This is a genomic window from Nocardioides panacihumi, assembly GCF_039530925.1.
Lineage (GTDB): Bacteria > Actinomycetota > Actinomycetes > Propionibacteriales > Nocardioidaceae > Nocardioides > Nocardioides panacihumi.
This window is the reverse complement of record NZ_BAAAPB010000008.1, coordinates 197,209-216,628: the sequence shown is the minus strand read 5'-3', so window position 1 is coordinate 216,628 and position 19,420 is coordinate 197,209. Positions and strand designations below refer to the sequence as shown.

General features: G+C 72.7%; 16 protein-coding genes. 5 read left to right on the top strand and 11 right to left on the bottom strand.

Annotated features, from left to right (window positions below; translation table 11 throughout):
• Positions 1-16: 16 nt before the first annotated feature.
• The 10 genes from ABD205_RS21985 to gcvT form a co-directional block, all read right to left on the bottom strand.
• Positions 17-1,702 (bottom strand): ribonuclease J, encoded by a 1,686-nt coding sequence (locus ABD205_RS21985; RefSeq protein ID WP_344048670.1) that lies wholly within the window; start codon positions 1,700-1,702, stop codon positions 17-19.
• A gap of 18 nt (positions 1,703-1,720) precedes the next feature.
• Positions 1,721-2,611, bottom strand: a complete 891-nt coding sequence (gene dapA / locus ABD205_RS21980) for a 4-hydroxy-tetrahydrodipicolinate synthase (protein WP_344048668.1) — start codon at positions 2,609-2,611, stop codon at positions 1,721-1,723.
• A 38-nt stretch (positions 2,612-2,649) separates the two neighbouring features.
• Positions 2,650-3,582, bottom strand: coding sequence for an LLM class F420-dependent oxidoreductase (locus tag ABD205_RS21975; RefSeq protein WP_344048667.1), 933 nt, complete (start codon positions 3,580-3,582; stop codon positions 2,650-2,652).
• 37 nt (positions 3,583-3,619) lie between these two features.
• On the bottom strand, positions 3,620-4,741 hold the full coding sequence (locus tag ABD205_RS21970; protein WP_344048666.1) for a calcium:cation antiporter: 1,122 nt from the start codon (positions 4,739-4,741) through the stop codon (positions 3,620-3,622).
• Positions 4,738-5,259, bottom strand: a complete 522-nt coding sequence (locus ABD205_RS21965; protein WP_344048664.1) for a dihydrofolate reductase — start codon at positions 5,257-5,259, stop codon at positions 4,738-4,740. Before ABD205_RS21965 ends, ABD205_RS21970 begins: the two co-directional genes overlap by 4 nt.
• A complete protein-coding gene (locus ABD205_RS21960; RefSeq protein WP_344048662.1) occupies positions 5,249-6,043 on the bottom strand; it encodes a thymidylate synthase in 795 nt (264 codons plus the stop codon). Before ABD205_RS21960 ends, ABD205_RS21965 begins: the two co-directional genes overlap by 11 nt.
• Positions 6,044-6,061: 18 nt before the next feature.
• Positions 6,062-6,910, bottom strand: a complete 849-nt coding sequence (locus tag ABD205_RS21955; protein WP_344048660.1) for a PhzF family phenazine biosynthesis protein — start codon at positions 6,908-6,910, stop codon at positions 6,062-6,064.
• A 14-nt stretch (positions 6,911-6,924) separates the two neighbouring features.
• Positions 6,925-8,277 carry an NCS2 family permease gene (locus tag ABD205_RS21950; RefSeq protein ID WP_344048658.1) on the bottom strand — a complete coding sequence of 451 codons (1,353 nt, stop codon included), beginning with the start codon at positions 8,275-8,277 and terminating at the stop codon, positions 6,925-6,927.
• Positions 8,278-8,319: 42 nt separating this feature from the next.
• Entirely contained in the window at positions 8,320-8,577 is a 258-nt protein-coding gene (locus ABD205_RS21945; protein WP_344048656.1) for a hypothetical protein, read from the bottom strand.
• Positions 8,578-8,653: 76 nt separating this feature from the next.
• A complete protein-coding gene (gene gcvT, locus ABD205_RS21940; protein WP_344048654.1) occupies positions 8,654-9,778 on the bottom strand; it encodes a glycine cleavage system aminomethyltransferase GcvT in 1,125 nt (374 codons plus the stop codon).
• Positions 9,779-9,833: 55 nt separating this feature from the next.
• Here gcvT and ABD205_RS21935 point away from each other — a divergent pair, with 55 nt between their 5' ends.
• The 5 genes from ABD205_RS21935 to ABD205_RS21915 all read left to right on the top strand — a co-directional run bounded on the left by ABD205_RS21935 (position 9,834) and on the right by ABD205_RS21915 (position 18,903).
• Complete coding sequence (locus ABD205_RS21935; protein WP_344048652.1) at positions 9,834-11,354, top strand: leucyl aminopeptidase; 1,521 nt, start codon at positions 9,834-9,836, stop codon at positions 11,352-11,354.
• 92 nt (positions 11,355-11,446) lie between these two features.
• Positions 11,447-12,370 (top strand): ATP-binding cassette domain-containing protein, encoded by a 924-nt coding sequence (locus tag ABD205_RS21930; RefSeq protein ID WP_344048650.1) that lies wholly within the window; start codon positions 11,447-11,449, stop codon positions 12,368-12,370.
• The gene (locus tag ABD205_RS21925) at positions 12,367-13,050 is read left to right on the top strand and encodes an ABC transporter ATP-binding protein (RefSeq protein ID WP_344048648.1); all 684 of its coding nucleotides are present in this window, start codon (positions 12,367-12,369) and stop codon (positions 13,048-13,050) included. Before ABD205_RS21930 ends, ABD205_RS21925 begins: the two co-directional genes overlap by 4 nt.
• Before the next feature lie 10 nt (positions 13,051-13,060).
• Positions 13,061-16,234, top strand: a complete 3,174-nt coding sequence (locus ABD205_RS21920) for an FtsX-like permease family protein (RefSeq protein ID WP_344048646.1) — start codon at positions 13,061-13,063, stop codon at positions 16,232-16,234.
• On the top strand, positions 16,234-18,903 hold the full coding sequence (locus ABD205_RS21915) for an FtsX-like permease family protein (RefSeq protein ID WP_344048644.1): 2,670 nt from the start codon (positions 16,234-16,236) through the stop codon (positions 18,901-18,903). Before ABD205_RS21920 ends, ABD205_RS21915 begins: the two co-directional genes overlap by 1 nt.
• 50 nt (positions 18,904-18,953) lie before the next feature.
• Here the strand turns inward: ABD205_RS21915 and ABD205_RS21910 are convergent, their stop codons facing one another.
• Positions 18,954-19,328 (bottom strand): hypothetical protein, encoded by a 375-nt coding sequence (locus ABD205_RS21910; protein WP_344048643.1) that lies wholly within the window; start codon positions 19,326-19,328, stop codon positions 18,954-18,956.
• Between the last annotated feature and the right edge of the window lie 92 nt (positions 19,329-19,420).

Below are 19,420 nucleotides of genomic sequence, written 5' to 3'. Positions count from 1 at the left end.
GGATGCGCCGACTCGGTCAGGCCTCCAGGACGACCGGGATGATCATGGGGCGGCGCCGGTGGGTGTCCGAGACCCAGCGGCCGATGACCCGTCGGATCGTCTGCTGCAGCTGGTAGGTGTCGGAGACACCCTCGCGCAGGACCGCCTCGACGGCGTCACGGATCCGCTGGCTGATGTCGTCGAACGCACCGTCGTCCCAGACGTTGCCGCGGGCGTGGATCTCCGGGCCGGCGGCGACCTTCCCGTTGACCGAGTCGACGACGACGATGACCGAGACGAAGCCCTCCTCGCCCAGGATGCGACGGTCCTTGAGCTCGGACTCGGTGATGTCGCCGACCGACTGGCCGTCGACGAACACGTAGCCGCACTCGACCTTGCCGGCGACCTTGGCGACGCCGTCGATGAGGTCGACGACGACGCCGTCCTCGGCGATCACGACTCCGTCGATACCGACGGCGCGGGCCAGCGCGCCGTTGGCGAGCAGGTGGCGGATCTCGCCGTGCACCGGCATCACGTTGCGCGGGCGGACGATGTTGTAGCAGTAGAGCAGCTCACCCGCGCTCGCATGGCCCGAGACGTGCACCAGGGCGTTGCCCTTGTGCACGACCTTGGCGCCGAGCTTCGCGAGACCGTTGATGACGCGGTAGACGGCGTTCTCGTTGCCCGGGATCAGCGAGGAGGCGAGCAGCACGGTGTCGCCGGGCTCGATGCGGACGAAGTTGTGACTGTTCTGCGCGATCCGCGACAGCGCCGACATGGGCTCGCCCTGCGAGCCGGTCGACAGGAGCACCTGGCGCTCCGGCGGCAGGTCGGCCAGCGTCTTGGCCTCGACGAGCACGCCCTCGGGCACGCGCAGGTAGCCCAGCTCGGAGGCGATCTGCATGTTGCGGACCATCGAGCGGCCGACGTACCCCACCTTGCGACCGTGCTCCGCCGCGGCGTCGAGCACCTGCTGCACCCGGTGCACGTGGGACGCGAAGCAGGCGACGATGATCCGCTGCCTCGACTCGCGGAAGACCTGCTCGATCGCAGGCGTGATCTTCTGCTCCGAGGTCGTGAAGCCCGGCACCTCGGAGTTGGTCGAGTCGGTGAGGAAGAGGTCGACTCCCTCCTCCCCCAGCCGCGCGAACGCACGCAGGTCGGTGATGCGCCCGTCGAGCGGGAGCTGGTCCATCTTGAAGTCACCGGTGTGCAGCACGAGACCCGCACCGGTGCGGATGGCGACGGCGAGCGCGTCGGGGATCGAGTGGTTGACCGCGACGAACTCGAGCTCGAACGGCCCGAACGTGATCCGGTCGCCCTCCTTGACGACGTGCTGCACCGTCTCGCGCAGACGGTGCTCGCGAAGCTTGGACCCGATGAAGGCCAGGGTGAGCTTGGAGCCGACGAGCGGGATGTCCTGTCGCTCGCGCAGGAGGTACGGCGTCGCGCCGATGTGGTCCTCGTGCCCGTGCGTGAGGACGAGCGCCTCGACGGCGTCGAGCCGGTCCCGGATCGAGGTGAAGTCCGGGAGGATCAGGTCGACTCCGGGGTGGTGGTCCTCCGGGAAGAGGACGCCGCAGTCGACGATGAGCAGGCGGTCGTCGTACTCGAAGACGGTCATGTTGCGACCGACATCGCCGAGACCACCGAGCGGGGTGACCCGCAGGGCGCCCTGCGGTAGCGGAGCGGGCGCAGAGAGCTCCGGGTGGGAGTGGGACATGCAGTTCCTAACGTCGGGTCAGAGAAGGCCCGCCGCGGTGAGCCCCTCGCGCAGCACGGCGACCTCGTCCTCGTCCAGGGCCACGAGGGGCTGCCGGACGCGGCGGTTGTCGAGGACTCCGAGCAGCTCCAGGGCCGCCTTGGCGGTGGTCGCTCCGTAGTTCGGGACGCCCATGACGGCGTCGATCGCGGGGAGCATCCGCGCATACGTCTGGCGGGCGGTGATCAGGTCGCCGGCAGCGGCGGCGTCGACCATCGTCCGAAGCAGGTCGCCGGCCACGTGGCCGCCCACCGAGACCACGCCGACGGCGCCGTGCGCCAGCCATGCGAGGTTGAGGGCGTCGTCGCCCGAGTAGACCGCGTAGCCCAGGTCGATCAGGCGGGTGCCGCGGGGAAGGTCGCCGGCGGCCTCCTTGACCGCCACGACGGTGTCCCAGCCGATGGCCTCGCGGTAGACGTCGAACCCGATGCCGCTACCGGTGCGGCCGGGGACGTCGTACAGCATCACGGGCACGTCGGTCGCCGCCGCGGCCGTCCGGAAGTGCTCGAGAATGCCGCGCTGGCCGGGCTTGTTGTAGTAAGGCGTGACGAGCAGGAGGCCGTCCGCTCCGGTCTTCTCGGCCTGCTGGGCGAGCTCGACGGTCGCGCGGGTGTCGTTGGTGCCGATGCCGGCGACGATCCGAGCCCGGTCCCCCACCGCGTCACGGACGGCGGCGAGCGTCTCGGCGTCCTCCGCGATCGTGGTCGTGGGCGACTCGCCGGTCGTGCCGGACACCACGAGTCCGTCGTGGCCGTGGTCGACCAGGTGCTTCGCGACCCGCTGCACCCCGTCGAGGTCGACGGACCCGTCCTCACGGAACGGGGTGACCATGGCCGTCAGGACGGTGCCGAAGGGTGCTGCGGGGGTCATGGGTCCCAGGGTATCGCCCGTCGACCCCCGATCCCGCTTCACACCCGCGGCATGACCTCGGCGGCGATCAGCCGGAGGTGGTCGAGGTCGTGGAGGTCGAGCACCTGGAGGTAGACCCGTTCGACGCCGACGGCCGCGTACGCCGCCAGCGTGGCGATCGCCTCCTCGGGGGAGCCGGCCACGCCGTTCGTGCGCAGCTCGCCCTTCTCGCGCCCGATCGCTGCCGCGCGGCGGTCCACCTCGGCCTCGTCGGCCCCGACGCAGACGACGAGAGCGGCCGAGTAGGTCATCGAGTCGGCGGGGCGGCCGGCGGCCTCGACGGCGGCGCGCACCCGGCCGAACTGCGTCTCCACGTCCGGTACGCCGGCGAAGGGCACGTTGAACTCGTCGGCGTACGCCGCGGCGAGGGCCGGCGTCCGCCTCTTGCCGTGGCCGCCGACGACCACCGGGACGCCGCCGCGCAGGCCCGCGCGCTGCACGGGCTTGGGGAGCCCGGGGCTGTCCTTGACCTGGTAGTGCGAGCCGGCGAAGTCGTAGCCGCCGGTCGTCGACCAGAGCCCGGTGATCACCTCGAGCTGCTCCTCGAGACGGTCGAACCGCTCCGAGGTGTCGGGGAACGGGATGCCGTAGGCGTCGTGCTCACCGACGAACCAGCCCGCGCCGAGGCCGAGCTCGACACGCCCGGACGACATCTGGTCGACCTGGGCCACCTGGATCGCGAGCGGGCCGGGGAGCCGGAAGGTCGCGCTCGTGACCAGGGTGCCGAGGCGGATGGCGCTGGTCTCGCGCGCGAGCCCGGCCAGCGTCGTCCATGCGTCGGTCGGTCCCGGCAGGCCGTCGCCACCCATGGCCAGGTAGTGGTCGGAGCGGAAGAACGCCCCGAACCCGAGCTCCTCGGCGGTCGCGGCGACGGCGAGCAGGTCGTCGTAGGTCGCCCCCTGCTGGGGTTCGGTGAAGATGCGCAGCTCCATGCCGCCGAGCCTAGTGAGCGCCCATGGGGCGCTCGGCTCACGGGTTGGCGGCCAGGAACAGGAAGGCGAAGAACAGGACGAGGTGCAGCCCGCCGTGCAGCGTCTTCGCCCGACCGGGCACGACCGTGAGCGTGGCGACGAGCAGCGAGATGGCCAGCAGCACCATCTGCGTGGGCTCGAGGCCGAGGACGAGCGGCCCGTCGAGCCAGATCGAGGCGATCGCGATCGCCGGGATCGTGAGCCCGATGGAGGCCATCGCCGAGCCGTAGGCGAGGTTCAACGCGATCTGGACGCGCTCGGCGAGCGCCTGCCGGATCGCGGCGATGCTCTCGGGCAGCAGCACGAGCAGGGCGATGACGACGCCCACGACCGCCTTGGGAAGCCCCAGCGCATCGACACCGTCCTCGATGGCGCTCGACTCGACCTTCGCCAGCCCGACGACTGCCACGAGCGCCACCACGAGCAGGCCGCCGCTGATCAGCGCGGCACGTACGCCGGGCGGGTCGGCGTGGTCGTCACCGTCGAGGTCGCGCAGCGTCCCGTCGGGGGCGACCGGCAGGAAGAAGTCGCGGTGCCGGACGGTCTGGGTGAACACGAAGAGGATGTAGACCGCGAGCGAGGAGATCGCCGCGAACGTCAGCTGCGCTCCGGAGAACTCCGGACCCGGGTGCGACGTCGTGAACGTCGGCAGCACCAGGCAGATCACGCCGATGGTGGCGACGGTGGCCAGGGCCGCGCCGGTGCCCTCGGGGTTGAACACGGCCATCCGGTGGCGCAACGCGCTGATGAGCAGTGCCGCTCCCGCGATGCCGTTGATGCAGATGATCGCGGCCGAGAAGACCGTGTCGCGTGCGAGCTCGGAGGTGTCCTTCCCGCCCGAGGCCATGAGCGTGACGATGAGGCCGACCTCGATCACCGTCACCGAGGCCGCCAGCAGCAGCGAGCCGAACGGCTCCCCCACCTGGTGGGCGACGACCTCGGCGTGGTGGACCGACGCCAGGACGGCGCCGATGAGCAGGACCCCGATGATCGCCACGACGACGCCGTGCGGATGGCTGCCCCAGGCGAGCGCGAGCTCGAGCATCGCGATGATCGGGATGCTGATGGTCCAGTGCAGCCGCGCGACGAGTGCCTGGAGGCGGTGGGGCGGCCCGGTCACACCTGCGCCGAACGCCGCTCGAGGAACACCCGGTCGTAGAGCTCGTGGGGCTCCCGGGTCGTCTCGGTCCACTCCTCGGCGGGGTAGGCCGGGTAGTGAACGTCGCCCTCGGGCGTGAGCCGCACCCGGGTGATGACCTGGCGGTCGGCGTACGGCAGCGCGGCGGCGTAGACCTGCGCGCCCCCCGCGACCATCACGTCGCCGGGCAGGCCGGCCGCCATCGCCAGGGCCTCCTCGATGGTGTTCGCGACGAGCACGCCCTCGAAGGACCACTCGGGGTCGCGGGTGAGGACGATCGTCGTCCGCCCCGGCAGCGGTCGGCCGATCGACTCGAACGTCGTCCGGCCCATCACGAGCGTGTGGCCCATGGTCAGCGCCTTGAACTCGGCCTGCTCGCCGGGGATCCGCCACGGGATCTCGGGTCCGTTGCCGATGACGCCGTTGTCGGCGACGGCGACGACGAGGACGACCCGCTTGTCGAGGTACGTCAGCTGCTCGTCAGGCGACTCAGACAGCAATGGGGGCCTTGATGCCGGGGTGCGGGTCGTAGCCCTCCACGCTGATGTCGTCGAGGTCGAAGCCGTCGATCTCGGTGATGGCCGGGTTGAGCACCAGCCTCGGCAGCGCGCGCGGCTCGCGGGTGAGCTGCAGCCGCGCCTGGTCGAGGTGGTTGAGGTAGAGGTGGGCGTCGCCGAGCGTGTGCACGAAGTCGCCCACCTCGAGCCCGACGACCTGGGCGACCATGTGCGTGAGCAGCGCGTACGAGGCGATGTTGAACGGCACGCCCAGGAAGACGTCGCCGCTGCGCTGGTAGAGCTGGCAGCTCAGCCGCCCGTCGGCCACGTAGAACTGGAACAGGCTGTGACACGGCGCCAGCGCCATGTCGGGGATGTCTGCGGGGTTCCAGGCGCTCACGATGTGGCGGCGGCTGTCGGGGTTGGTGCGGATCTCGGCGACGACCTGGGCGAGCTGGTCGAGGTGACGCCCGTCCGGCGTCGGCCAGGACCGCCACTGGGCGCCGTAGACGGGGCCGAGGTCGCCGTTCTCATCGGCCCACTCGTCCCAGATCGTGATGCCACGGTCGCGCAGCCACTTGACGTTCGTGTCGCCGCGCAGGAACCACAGCAGCTCGCCGAAGACCGACCGCGTGTGGATCCGCTTCGTCGTCACGAGCGGGAAGCCCTCGGTCAGGTCGAACCGCATCTGGTGGCCGAACACGCTGAGAGTGCCGGTGCCGGTGCGGTCCCCCTTCTCGACACCCTCGTCGAGGACTCGCTGCATCAGATCGAGGTAGGGCCGCACAGCCGTGAGCCTAGTTGGTCAGACCGACAGGCTGCCCAGGACCGTCGTCCGCGTGTCCCCGCCGACCCAGATGAGGCCGGTGTCGTCGGTCGTGACGTGGACGCGGCCGCGCCGCCCGAGCGCCGTCCCCTGCGAGGAGATGTACGACGGCGGGAGCGTGCCGTTCGCCGTCAGCCACTGCGCGACGCCGGCGTTGAGGGAGCCCGTCACCGGGTCCTCGTCCACGCCGAGGCCACCGACGAACGCGCGGACCTCGATCGCGCAGTCGTCCTCGGGCTCGGTCGAGCCCTCCGGGTAGATCCCGACGACCCCGACCGCGTAGTCGCCGAGCGCCGCAGGGTTCGGACGGACCGCCAGCACCGCCCCTGCGTCGGCGAGCAGCACGGCGACCCAGCCCGGGCCGTTGTCGACCCACTGAGCGTCCAGGATCTCGTCGCGACGCACGCCGAGGCCCGCCGAGACGCGCTGGACGTCCTCCTCCGAGACCGGGCCCGAGCGCAGCAGGTCGGGCGCGCGGAACGCCAGCCGCTCCCCGTCGCGACGCACCTCGACCATGCCGACGCCACACTCCTGCACGACGCGCTCGGCCTTCGGCCTGCCCCCGGCCTCGAGCCACGCGTGCGCGCTGCCCAGCGTCGGGTGACCGGCGAACGGCAGCTCACCTCCCGGCGTGAAGATGCGCAGCCGGTAGTCGGCCGCCGGGTCCTTCGGCGTCAGCAGGAACGTCGTCTCGCTCAGATTGGTCCACCGTGCGAAGGCGGCCATCTGGTCCTCCGAGAGCCCGTCAGCGCCGTGGACGACGGCGACCGGGTTGCCCAGCAGTGGCTCGGCCGAGAACACGTCGACCTGGCGGAACGGCAGCGTCACGTCGTACTCCTTGATCAGATGGGACCGCGGACGAAGTACCAGACGAAGACAGCCGCCACGATCGCCATGAGCGGGTGGATCCTGCGCCACTGGCCACGCCCGAGCGCAATCAGGACGTAGAGCACCATGCCAGCGCCGACGCCGTTCGCGATCGAGTAGGTGAACGGCATCAGCACGATCGTCAGGAACGCCGGCACCGCGATGCCCATGTCCGTCCAGTCGATGCCCGCCACCTGGCTGATCATCAGCGCGCCGACCACGACGAGCGCCGGGCCGGTGGCCGCCGCCGGGATGACGCCGGCCAGCGGGGCGAAGAACATCGCGAGCAGGAAGAGCAGCCCGGTGACGACGTTCGCGAAGCCGGTGCGAGCACCCTGGGCGGCTCCCGCGGTGCTCTCGACGAAGATCGTGTTCGACGAGGCCGAGGCGGCGCCGCCAGCGATGGCACCGGCCGACTCGACGATCAGCACCCGTCGCATCTGCGGCAGCTGGCCCTGTGCGTCGGTGAGGTTCGCCTCGCGGCCGATCGCCAGGGCGGTGCCCATCGCGTCGAAGAAGTTCGCCATCAGCACCGTGACGATGAGCGCCAGGGCAGCGCCGAAGCCGACAACGTCGAAGACGTTGAAGCTGAAGTTTCCGACCAGCCCGAAGTCCGGGGCCGCAGCCACGGAGCCGTGGAGCTCGGCGCCGGGCACCGGCGTGCCCGTCCTGACCGCGTTGACGATGAAGCCGACCACCGTCGCGGCGACGATGCCGATGAGGAGGGCCCCGGGCACTCCCCTGGCCATCAGGACGGCGATGATGACGAGGGCGACCACGAAGACGACCGTGTTCCAGTCGCCGAATTCGGGAGAGAGCCGCAGGACCGTGCTGTTGTCCTCGGGGTGGACGACGACCCCGCCCTCGACCAGGCCGATGAGCGCGATGAAGAGACCGATACCGCCGGCGATGGCTCGCTTGAGCCCGTCCGGGATCGCGTTCATGATCGCCTCGCGCAGACCCACGAGCACCAGCACGAGCATGACGATGCCCTCGATGACGATGACGCCCATCGCCTCGGGCCAGGTCAGACCCCGCCCCGCGACGAGGGTGAAGGCGACGAACGCGTTGACCCCGAGGCCCGCGGCCAGCGCCATCGGCACGTTGGCGAACAGGCCCATCGCGATCGTCATCACACCGGCCACCAGCGCGGTGACCGTGACGAGCTGGCCGTGGTCGAGCGTGGTGCCGCCGGAGTCCGGCAGGCTGCCGAGGATGGACGGGTTGACGACGAGGATGTAGGCCATCGTCGCGAACGTCACGACGCCGCCGAGCACCTCGGTGCCCAGGCTGCTGCCGCGCTCAGAGATCCGGAAGAACCGGTCCATGGGTCTCCTTGAGAACAGGGGTGTGTACGGGGAACGAACAGGTCAGGCGCGCAGCGACATCGGTCCGTAGACCTCGCGGTCGTGCTCGAGGAGCACCACGGCGTCGACGCCTTCGTCGGCCAGCTCGCGCCAGACCTCACCGACCCAGGACTCGGCGTCGCCCTGGGAGGCGAACCGCTGGTCGGCGTACTCCTCGGAGACGTCGGTCTCGGCGCCGAGAGCGTCGAGCAGGCGCCACCACCACGGGCGGTCTGCGGCCGGCGGCTGCCGGAAGGTCGGCGGAAGGTCGGGCAGGCTCATGGACGTCCTCGCTTCGCTCCGTGCGCCCAGGGGGCACGAGGGGCGCTGTGATCGATGGTGAGCCCGCTGCGCTCGCTCACGACTCGCGGACCGAGGTGTCGAGGAACGGCGGCCGGGTGAGCTGGAAGACCTCACGACGGCCGCGTACGTCGACGCTCACCTCGGCCTCGGGGTCGACCACGGTGGAGATCAGCGCGAGCCCGATCCCCTTCTTCAGCGTCGGCGAGAAGGTGCCGGACGTGACCTCGCCGACGGGTACGTCGGCGCTGAGGAAGGCCTGCATGTGCGGGCGCGGGATCGCGCGTCCGGTCGAGACGATGCCGCGCAGGATCCGCCTCGGGCCGGCCTCCTTCTCGGCGACGACGGCGTCCTTGCCCCAGAACGTGTCCTTCTTCCAGCCGACCGCCCAGCCGAGGCGGCCCTGGTTCGGGGTGGTGTCGAGCGAGATGTCCTGGCCGTGCAGCGGGTAGCCCATCTCGGTGCGCAGCGTGTCGCGCGCGCCCAGGCCACAGGCCTGGATGCCGAACTCCTCGCCGGCCTCCATCAGCAGGTCCCAGAGCTCACCGGCCGCGCTGTTGGCGGCGATCAGCTCGTAGCCGCGCTCGCCGGTGTAGCCCGTCCGGCAGATCACGATGCCGACACCGCTGCTCCGCCCGGACGGGAGGGCCGCTTCCACGAAGGACATGTAGTCGTGTCCGCTCGGCAGGCCGAGCTTGTCGAGCACCTCGTCCGACTTCGTGCCCTGGAGCGCGAGGACCGCGTAGTCGCGGTGGTGGTTGGTGACCGTGATGCCCTCGGGCGCGGCCTCGGCGAGCCGGCGCACCACCTCGGTGGTGTTGGCCGCGTTGGGGACGAGGAGGACGTGCTCGTCGTCGCGGTAGTAGACGATGAGGTCGTCGACGATGCCGCCGGTCTCGGCGTCGAGGCAGAGGGTGTACTGCGCCTGGCCCGGACCGATCCGGCGCAGGTCGTTGCTGAGGGTCGCGTTGACGAAGTCGGCGGCGCCCGGGCCGGTCACGATGGCCTTCCCGAGGTGGCTGACGTCGAAGAGCCCCACCGCGTCGCGGACGGCGGTGTGCTCCTTCACGACGCCGACACCGGCGTACTCGAGCGGCATCGACCAGCCGCCGAACTCGGCGAACTTGGCCCCGAGCGCGGCGTGTCGGTCGTGGAGCGGCGACTGCAGGAGATCGTCGGACATAGCGCGCAAACTACCGCAGGCCGATCCTGGCGCCGCCGCGGGTAATCTGCGGCTCGTGAGCACCAGCCCCCATTACTCCCTCAGGACCGCGAGCCCGACCAAGACGCGAGCGGAGGCTGTCGTCGTCGGCGTGCTGCAGGGCCCCAAGGGCCCCGTGCTCGCGCCCGGCGCGGAGGACGTGACCTCGGCATACGGCCGGCGGCTCCGGCCGCTGCTCGCCACGCTGGGCGTCACCGGCAAGGCGGGCGAGGTCGTCCGGCTTCCGGCCGGTGGCGAGCTCGCGACCTCGCTCCTGGTGCTGGTCGGGCTCGGTGCGGACACGACCCCCGACGCCGTACGCCGGGCCGCGGGTGCGGCCGCCCGCGCCGTCCCCAACTCCACCTCGGTCGCCCTCGCGTTCCCCGCCGACACCCCCGAGCTGGTCCGGGCCGTGACCGAGGGGCACCTGCTCGGCAGCTACACGTTCACCAGCTACCGAGCCCCGTCCGGCGCCGCCGGTGCCAGCGGGCCGAGCGAGGTCATCGTGCTGAGCCCCACCGCACGGCGCAAGGAGGCGGTCGCCGCCTTCGAGGAGGCCCGGCTGGTCGCGGCCGCCGTCGCCACGACCCGCGACTGGGTGAACATGCCCGCCAACGACCTGACGCCCCCGCTCTTCGCGGACGCGGTCGGGGCCGCGGTGGAGGCCTACAACAAGGGCGCCGCCAAGGACGCGGCCCGCGTGTCGGTCACGGTGCACGACGAGGTCGCCCTCGCCGAGCTCGGCTGCGGCGGCATCCTCGGGGTGGGCAACAGCTCCTCGGCGCCGCCTCGGCTCGTCGAGCTCACCTACGAGCCGGCCGACGCCGTCGCGCACGTCGCACTCGTCGGCAAGGGGATCACGTTCGACTCCGGGGGCCTCACGCTCAAGCCCGGCAACACGATGCACGACATGAAGACCGACATGGCCGGCGCCGCCGCCGTCGTGCAGGCGACGCTCGCCATCGCCGGGCTCGGCCTGCCGGTGCGGCTCTCCACCTTCGTGCCGATGGCCGAGAACATGGTCTCGGGCGCGGCCGCGCGGCCCGGCGACGTGCTGCGGATGTACGGCGGCACGACCGTCGAGATCAGCAACACCGACGCCGAGGGGCGGCTGATCCTGGCGGACGCGCTGGTGCGCGCGACCGAGGCCGAGCCCGACGTGATCCTCGACGTGGCCACGCTCACCGGCCACATGGTCTCGGCGCTCGGCGACAAGATCACCGGCGTCCTCGGCTCCCCCGAGGTCGTGGAGGCTGTCCTGGCGGCGGCGAGGACCGCCGGCGAGGAGAGCTGGCCGATGCCGATCCCCGAGATCATGGAGGAGCGCATCCACTCCTCGAAGATCGCCGACCTCGCCCAGCACGACTGGATCCGGTGGGGCGGCGGACTCTTCGCCGCCGCGTTCCTGCGTGAGTTCACCGCCGGCCTCCCCTGGGGCCACCTCGACATCGCCGGCCCGTCGTACAACGCGGGCGGCGCGAGCGGGCACGTCACCGCCGGCGGCACCGGCACCGCGGTGGCGACGTTGGTCGACTACGTCCGTGCGCTGACCTCCTGACTCCGGCCCGCCACGCCGCGCTCGACGCTAGTGTCGGTGGACGCGCTCCCATCAGCGGGCGGCCGACGGGTGTGAGAGGCGAAGGAGGCCGGATGGCGGGACCAGGGCTGGCGCTGCCGGCAGCTCCGCGACACGAGCCTGAGTTCGGGCACGACGCACTCGTCGTGTGCGACAACCTGGTGCGGATCTACCAGACCGAGAGCGTCGAGGTGCAGGCCCTCCAGGGTCTCGACCTGCTCATCCACGAGGGCGAGATGGTCGCCATCGTCGGTGCGTCCGGGTCTGGGAAGTCGACGTTGCTCCAGGTCCTCGCGGGCGTCGACGCGCCGACGGCGGGGCGGGCCCAGGTGGCTGGACACGATCTTGTCGACATGTCGCGCGGGGAGCGTGTGCGGTTCCGGCGGCACGTCGTCGGGTTCGTGCGGCAGCAGTCCGCCCGCAACCTGGTCCCGTACCTGACCGCGAGCCAGATGGTGGACCTGCCGATGACGATCGCCGGAGTGGCGCGCCAGGAGCGACGGGTGAGGTCGGGCGCCCTGCTCGAGAGCCTCGGCGTGGCGCACTGCGCCGAGCGCCGACCTGAGCAGCTCTCCGGCGGCGAGCAGCAACGCGTGGCGATCGCGGTCGCGCTCGCCAACCGACCGCGGGTCCTGCTGGCCGACGAGCCGACCGGTGAGCTCGACAGCGAGACGGCCCTGGAGGTGTTCGCGGCTCTGCGGACGGCCAACCTCGACCTCGACACCACCGTCGTGGTCGTCACCCACGACTCCGCGGTCAGCGGGCAGGTCGCGCGCACCGTCGCCATCCGCGACGGGCGCACCAGCAGCGAGGTGCTGCGCAGCGCGGACACGGCGGAGGCTCCCGGGGTGGCGGAGGAGTACGCCGTCATGGACCGTGCCGGGCGTGTCCAGGTGCCGCGGGAGTTCCGGGAGGCGCTCGAGCTCACCCGACGGGTCCGGATCGCGCTGGCACCCGACCACGTCGAGATCCGCTCGGACCGGGGCCACGAGGGGTGAGCGCCACTGAGTCGATGGTCGCCGTCAGGGGGCTGTCGCGCACCTACGGCAACGGTCCTGCCACCGTCCACGCCCTGCGGGAGGTCTCCTTCGACGTGGCGCCGGGTGAGATGGTCGCCGTGGTGGGTCGATCCGGGTCGGGGAAGACCACGCTCCTCAACCTGGTCGGCGGGCTGGACCGCCCGGACGCCGGCACGGTGCGCGTCGACGGCACCGACGTGACCGCCCTCGACGACCAGGGCCTGAGCCGGTTGCGGCGCGACACGATCTCCTATGTCTTCCAGACGTTCGGGCTCATCCCGGCGCTGACGGCGGGCGAGAACGTCGGCGTGCCGCTGCGCCTGCGTCGTACCCCTGTCGCGGAACGCGAGCAGCGCGTCGCCCTCCTGCTCGACCTCGTGGGCATGCGTGGCCACGAGCTGCAGCGGCCGTCCGAGCTCTCCGGAGGCCAGCAGCAGCGGGTCGGGATCGCGCGAGCCCTGGCCGGGTCGCCGCGGCTGCTGCTCGCCGACGAGCCGACCGGCCAGCTCGACGCCGAGACGGGCCTGGCCGTCATGGCGCTGATCCGGGCGATCGTCGAGTCCGAGGGGGTCACCGCGGTCGTGGCGACGCACGACCCGGTGATGATGTCGCTCGCGGACCGCGTCCTCACGATCGCGGACGGACAGGTCCAGGCCTGATGGCGCACGCGTGCTAGCCCTCGTAGCCCGGCGCGCGCTCGTCCAGCGGCGCGTGCTGGCGGCCGTGGTCGTGCTCGTCGCAGCGGCCGCCACCCTCCTCGGCGTCTGCACGCTGCTGCTGAGCGCCACGCAGGACCGCGCCTTCCACGCGGAGGTCCAGCGGTCGCAGGCCGACGACGTCGACGTGACCGCGTACGTCGTCGGCCTCGCCGGCTCCGACCTCGCCGACGTCCGGCAACAGGCGCGAGACGTCGTCGGCGGTGTGCTCACTCCCCTGCATCCGAGGCTCACGAGCATCGCGACCGCGCGCATGCGCCGTCTCGAGGACGCACACCGACTGGCCTACCTGGCCTCCGGTGACGGCATCGCGCCGGAGGCCGAGCTGACCTCGGGCCGCTGGCCGCACGATGCGGCCTCGGGGCGCCCGGAGGCCGCGATACCCGACTCGACGGCACGCCTGCTCCGCCTGCACCTCGGCGAGCGCGTGGTGCTCGGCCAGGAGATCGGCCTCGACGGGGCCGACAACCCGGTCGACGTCGTGGTCGTGGGCACGTTCCGGCCGAGGGACCAGGCGGGCTGGCAGGGCGACCCGCTGTCCGGGCAGGGCTTCGACGCGACCTACAGCGACGGCTCGGTGACGGCCCCCGCCTACGGGCCGTTCGTGGTCGGCGACGCGGCCTTCGTCGCGACCGGATCATCGGTGACCGGACTACGGGTCACCGCCCATCCGACGCTGTCGCTCGCGACGCGATCCTCCCTCGCTCGCGCGGTCGGCAAGCTGGGGCACGCCGACGCCCTGCTCTCCTCGCGGGCCGCCGGCCGGGCGCGGATCACCCGCGTCGCCTCGAACCTGCCCGACACCCTCAGCCGGATCCAGGCGCAGCAGGCGACCACGCGCGGCACCGTCCTCGTTCTCCTCGTGCTCAGCCTGGCGCTCTCGCTCGCGGCCGCCCTGCTCGCCGGCTGGCTGCTGGCCTCGATCCGCGACGACGAGCGCGCGCTGCTGGTCTCCTTCGGGCTCAGCCGCCGGCAGCAGATGAGCGCGGCGCTGGTCGAGGCGCTGGCGCTGGCCGTGGCGGCCACGCTCGTGGCCATCCCTGTCGCGGCGCTGGTCCACGCACGCCTCACGCATCTGCCGCGTCTGCGGGCGGCGGGGCTCACCCAGTCACCGACGATCACCTGGGGGCTGGTCCTCACGGTGCTCGCCGGCGCCGTGGCGCTCGCCCTGGCGCTGGTGGTCACCGTCCAGGACTCGAGCACGGCGTCGGACCGCAGCTCCCGCCGGCGGGCCGCCGAGCGCTCAGGGATGGGCGCGCTGCTGGTGGGCGTGGCGGCCGTCGGTTGGTGGCAGCTCCGGACCCAGCCGCCCACGAGCACCGTGCACGGCGACGTCACGCTGACCGCGGCGCCCGTGCTCTGCCTCGCGGCCGTCACGGTCCTCGCGGTCCAGGTGGTACCGCTCCTCCTGGCCGGAGCGGCGCGCGTGGGAGACCGGTCCCGGGGTCTCGTCGTCCCGCTGGCGATGCAGCAGGCGGCGCGTCGCCCTCACGTGGGAACGGCGATGGTGCTGATCGCCGCCGCGGCTGCGGCTTCCGTCTTCGGGCTCGCGCTGCAGACGACGTGGGGACGCTCCCAGGACGACCAGGCCGATCTCCGCGTCGGGACCGACCTGTCGCTCGCGCTGCTGGCTCCGGCCGGTCCGCAGGACTCGATCGCCGTCGCGGCGGCCACTGGTCCGGCCGCGACGGTCTCGCCGGTGGTCGACACGCCCCTCGCGCTCGGCAGCTATCTCGGTGACCCCGGCTCGCCGCCGATGCTGGTCGCCGTCGACACCCGGCACGCCGGAGAGCTCCTGCGCGGGCGCGTGGACGCCGGGACAGACTGGTCGTCGATCGGCCGTCGGCTGGCGCCACACGCCCCGGCCGGCGGCATTCCCCTGCCCGCGGACGGGACCGGCGTGGAGCTGACAGGGCGAGCGCCGGCGGGAGCATCGATCACGGTGACGCCGACCGCGGTGGTCCAGGACGCGTCCGGCTTCCGGAGCTCCGTGGCCGCAACATCGCTCCCGATGGACGGCCGCGCGCACCCGGTCGACTGGCTCGGTCCCATCGTCGGCGGTGCGCGCCTGGTCGCCGTACGACTGGACCTGGACGGCGACCCGGGCATCGACCCGCGCGGGGACCCCGGCCAGGTCCAGACGGGTGAGATGTCGGTCAAGCTCCGCCTTCCCGGCCGTGGCGGCGCCCGCCCGTCGTGGAGGCTGCTGTCGGCACGGAGCGACAGTCCGGTGCGCGATGCGACGGCCTCCGTCGGGGCCGACGGCGACGGCACGGCCCTGACGGCGACGGCGGGGATCGACCTCGGCTTCTTCGTCTACACCGGCGCCTCGCTGCTGGCCACGGCGCTCCCGACCCCGACGGAGCTGCCCGTCGCCGTGTCGCAGGACCTCCTCGACGCCATCGGGGCGAAGGTCGGCGGCAGGCTGGCGGCGTCCGTGCAGGAGGCACCGGTGCCCCTCCGAGTGGTCGCCGTCGTGCCGAACGTGCCGTCCGCGCCCGGCCGGGTCGCCGTGCTCCTCGATGCCGACCTGCTCTCCCGTGCGCTCGTGGACGCAGGCCGGCTGGACCCGGTCGTCAACGGCTGGTGGGTCTCGAAGCCCTCGCCCGGCGTCGTCCACGCCTTGCGCGAGTCGAGCCTGGGCCAGGTGACGACCCGGCACGAGGTCGCCGCACAGCTGAGGCACGGGCCGCTGCGGGCCACGGTGCCGACCGCGCTGCTCACGCTGGTGGTCGCCGCCGCCGTGATGCTCGTGGCGGGTGTCGGGCTGGTGCTGAGCGCCGACAGGCAGCGTCGCTCCGCGGACGTGGCGCGGCTGCGCGCGCTCGGACTCACGCGCCAGGACGCGCGGCGGGTGCTGCTCGTCGAGCACGGCTCCTTCGTCGTCCCGCTGGTCCTCGTCGGCGCGCTGGTGGGTCTCGTGGCGGCGCTCGCGCTCGGTCCGCACCTGGTCCGGTCGGAGGTTGGGGCCGCACCGGTGCCGAGTGCCGTCGTCACCGTGCCGTGGGCGGCCGAGGCGCTGCTCGTCGGCGGACTCCTCGCGTTCTCCCTGGTCCTCGTCGCCGTCCTCGCGGCGGTCCAGATCCGCCGGTCCGGGCCGGCCGACCTGCGGGCGGGTGATCTGTGATGCCGCGCTCACGGCTGCACACCGCGACGATCCGCGGACGGATGCGCAGCGACCCGGGCCTGCTGGTCCTCATCGGCCTCGTGGTCGCGCTGACCGTCGCGGTGACCACCGCCGTCGAGCCGCTCGGCGAGCGCACGGCCGACCGCGCGATCGCCGCGACGGTGCGAGATGCCGGCTCCCGCGGCGACGTCGTGGCGACGGCGCCACGGGACTACGGCGACCCGACGGGCACCAAGCGCCAGCCCCGGTCCGACGTCGAGCTTCGGCAGGACGCCGAGTATGCGCACTACGTCCTCCCGCGCCGGCTCAAGGCCGTGCTCAGACCGGGTGTCGCGACCCTCACGACACCGTCGTTGCACCTCCTGGACAACGGCCCGGGGCGCTATCTGCGGCTTGTCTACGTCGACACTCCTCAAGGACCGCCGCGGGTGACCTACTCGTCCGGCGGAGCGCCGCAGGCGGGCGTGGGTCCGTCGCGAGCGTCGCTGACGGTCCACCCCGACGCCGGACCCTGGCCGGTGCAGGTCGCGCTGTCCCAGGCCGCGGCCTCGGCGTTCGGCCTCGCGCCCGGAGATCGGCTGCCGGCGGAGGACGACCAGCATCGCCCGGTCTCGATCGTCGTCAGCGGGGTGTTCGTCCCGGACGATGCCGATGCGGCCGCCTGGCAGGTCTCCTCGCAGCTGCTCCACCCCTCGGTGGGCGTCTCGGACGGGCTGAGGAGCACGGCTGCGGCCGCCCTCGTCTCGGCAGCGTCGCTGCCCGATCTGCGGGTCGGCGTACCGGCTGACGACCTGACCTACCGCGTCATCTTCACACCGCAGCCCTCGCAGGTGCGATGGCGCGACTCGCGGGCGCTCGAGCGTGAGATCGGGTCGCTGCAGTCGTCGGGACGGTCCTCGCACGGTGACATCACGTGGGACAGCCTGCTCACCCGGGTGCTCGAGGACGGGCGCGCACAGATCGCCTCGGCGCGGGGCCAGGCGCAGGTGCTGCTCGTCGGCCTCCTCGGCTGTGCCCTGCTGGTGCTCGTGCTGGCGGCCCAGCTGCTGGTACGCCGCCGCGGCGCATCGGTCACGCTGGCGCGCGAGCGCGGCGCCACTCTGCTCGGAGTCGCGCTCGAGCTCCTCGTCGAGGCTCTCATCGTCGCCGTGTCCGGCGCGCTCGTCGGCCTCGCGGCCACCTGGCTGGTCGTCGGCGACGTGGACTGGGTGTGGTCGGTGCCCGTGCTGATCGTCGCCGTCTCCGCCGCCCCGGTCCTGGGCGCGGTTGCCGCGGCCCGCGCGACGAGCGCCCGCCGGGCACCGGCCAACCGCTCAGCCCGACGCGCGGCGACGCGCACGCGGCAGCTGCAGCGGGTCGCGCTGGAGGTCGCCGTGTTCGCGGCCGCGGTGCTGTCCTTGGCGGCGCTCCGGCAGCGCGGCGTCGGCGACCTCGCGGCGGCCAGCGCCGTCCTGTGGTGGACGGTGGCGGGGACGGTGGTCGTGGTGCGGCTGATGCCGCCCGCCGTGCGGCTGATGCTCCGCAACGCCCGTCGCTCGACCGGGGACGTCCGGTTCCTGTCGGCGGCGCGCCTCGCGGAGGCCGGGGCGCGGGCGCTGCCGCTGCTGGTGGTGTCGGTCGCCGTCGCCCAGCTCACCGTGGGGGTGGTCCTGGCATCGACCGAGCAGGAGGGCCAGTCGGCGGGGGCGCTGCTGGCGGTCGGCGGCGATGCTCGGCTCACTGTGCCCGCGAATCCGGGGGTGGTCGACACGGCACGCGCGATCGCGCGCTCACCGGCGGTCCGTGCCGCGGTGCCTGCCCTCGTCGCCGACGACGTGCAGGCGTCGTCCCGGCGAAGCGCGGAGCCGGTCCGGCTGGTCGTCGTCGACGCCGCCGCCTACGGGCGGCTCCTCGCCGCCAGCCTGCTCCCGGACGCCCCCCAGCTCGCGCGGCTGAGGGCGCGGGAGGGCGACCGCGTGCCGGCCCTCCTGCTCGGCGACGACACAGCATTGCGCGACGGCCTCGTCGTGCACTGGGAGGACGCGAGTGTCCCGCTGGAGGTCGTCGGCCCGGCGCCGCGGGTGGACGCATCGCTCGGGCCGGTGGTGGTGGTCGACGCCGGCGCCTTCGCTGACGCGGGCGCGGTCGCCGAACCCAACACGGTCTGGGCCGTCGGCCCAGGTGCATCGTCAGCGGTGACGGCTGCGGCCGGCACCTCCGGTTCGGTCACCACGTACGCCGAGGTGCTCCGTGCCCGCCGCGACGCCCCGCTGTCCTCCGGCCTGGTGCGGCTGGCCGTCGTGACAGCGGCCCTGTTGCTGCTCTTCGCGCTCGTCGGGGTCGCGCTCGCCGCGGCCGTCGAGGCGCCGGCTCGCCGGGAGTCACTCGGACGGCTGCGCGCCCTCGGGCTTCCCGACGGTGACCTCCGGCAGGTCCTGGTCGGCGAGATGCTGACTCCTGTGCTCGTCGCGACCCTCGCCGGGTTCACGCTGGGGATCGCCGGAGCGTTCGCGATCTTCGGGTCGCTCTCGCTCGAGCAGATCACCGGTCAGACCGGCTCGCCCGGCCTCGTCGTGCCGTGGTGGCTGGTCCTTGTCCTCGCAGCGGCCGTGGGTGGCGTGCTGGTGCTCGCCCGCGTCGAGTGGCGCCATCTGGGTCGGCGGGCCCTGGCCGAGCTGCTGCGGAGCTGACGCCTGCTCGTCCGAGGCCGGCGGACAGGCCGTCGACCCCGGCCACGCATCTAGCTGCCCGACGTGCCCTGCTGCCGCTTGCGCGTGTTGTAGTCGCGCATCCGCTGCGGGATGCCGACGACGGCAGCGTCGTACGACGGGGTCATCTGGTCGTTGCAGAATCGGTGCGCCCACTGCACCGACGGCACGCGTCGCCGCGTCCACTCGCCGTCGTGTGCGACGAGCAGCAGTGTGACGTCGCTGACCGCCGTCCTCGGCTCCACGAACCCCTCGACACCGCGCCTGGTGGCGATGAAGTCCGCCAGGTGCGCGATGTCGGTCTCGTCGGCGGCCCGGACCCGCGTCGAGCCGGTGTGACGGGCGTCGCGGGCCGGCTTGCTCATGCGCACGCCGGGGCCGCGACGGAAGCGGTCGAAGAACGACATACAGCCAAGTGTGCCCTGTGTCGGAGGGCCCCGACGGTGACTCGCGGGTAACTCGCCGTGCGAGATGGGTCAGTGACGACCCGACGTGTCGG

What these genes read in the sequence shown, in the direction of transcription:
- ABD205_RS21930 (WP_344048650.1), top strand. Translation starts at nt 11,447, where the DNA reads ATGGCGGGACCAGGGCTGGCGCTGCCGGCAGCTCCGCGACACGAGCCT.
- gcvT (WP_344048654.1), bottom strand. Translation starts at nt 9,778, where the DNA reads ATGTCCGACGATCTCCTGCAGTCGCCGCTCCACGACCGACACGCCGCG.
- ABD205_RS21985 (WP_344048670.1), bottom strand. Translation starts at nt 1,702, where the DNA reads ATGTCCCACTCCCACCCGGAGCTCTCTGCGCCCGCTCCGCTACCGCAG.
- ABD205_RS21915 (WP_344048644.1), top strand. Translation starts at nt 16,234, where the DNA reads ATGCCGCGCTCACGGCTGCACACCGCGACGATCCGCGGACGGATGCGC.
- dapA (WP_344048668.1), bottom strand. Translation starts at nt 2,611, where the DNA reads ATGACCCCCGCAGCACCCTTCGGCACCGTCCTGACGGCCATGGTCACC.
- ABD205_RS21910 (WP_344048643.1), bottom strand. Translation starts at nt 19,328, where the DNA reads ATGTCGTTCTTCGACCGCTTCCGTCGCGGCCCCGGCGTGCGCATGAGC.
- ABD205_RS21950 (WP_344048658.1), bottom strand. Translation starts at nt 8,277, where the DNA reads ATGGACCGGTTCTTCCGGATCTCTGAGCGCGGCAGCAGCCTGGGCACC.
- ABD205_RS21975 (WP_344048667.1), bottom strand. Translation starts at nt 3,582, where the DNA reads ATGGAGCTGCGCATCTTCACCGAACCCCAGCAGGGGGCGACCTACGAC.
- ABD205_RS21945 (WP_344048656.1), bottom strand. Translation starts at nt 8,577, where the DNA reads ATGAGCCTGCCCGACCTTCCGCCGACCTTCCGGCAGCCGCCGGCCGCA.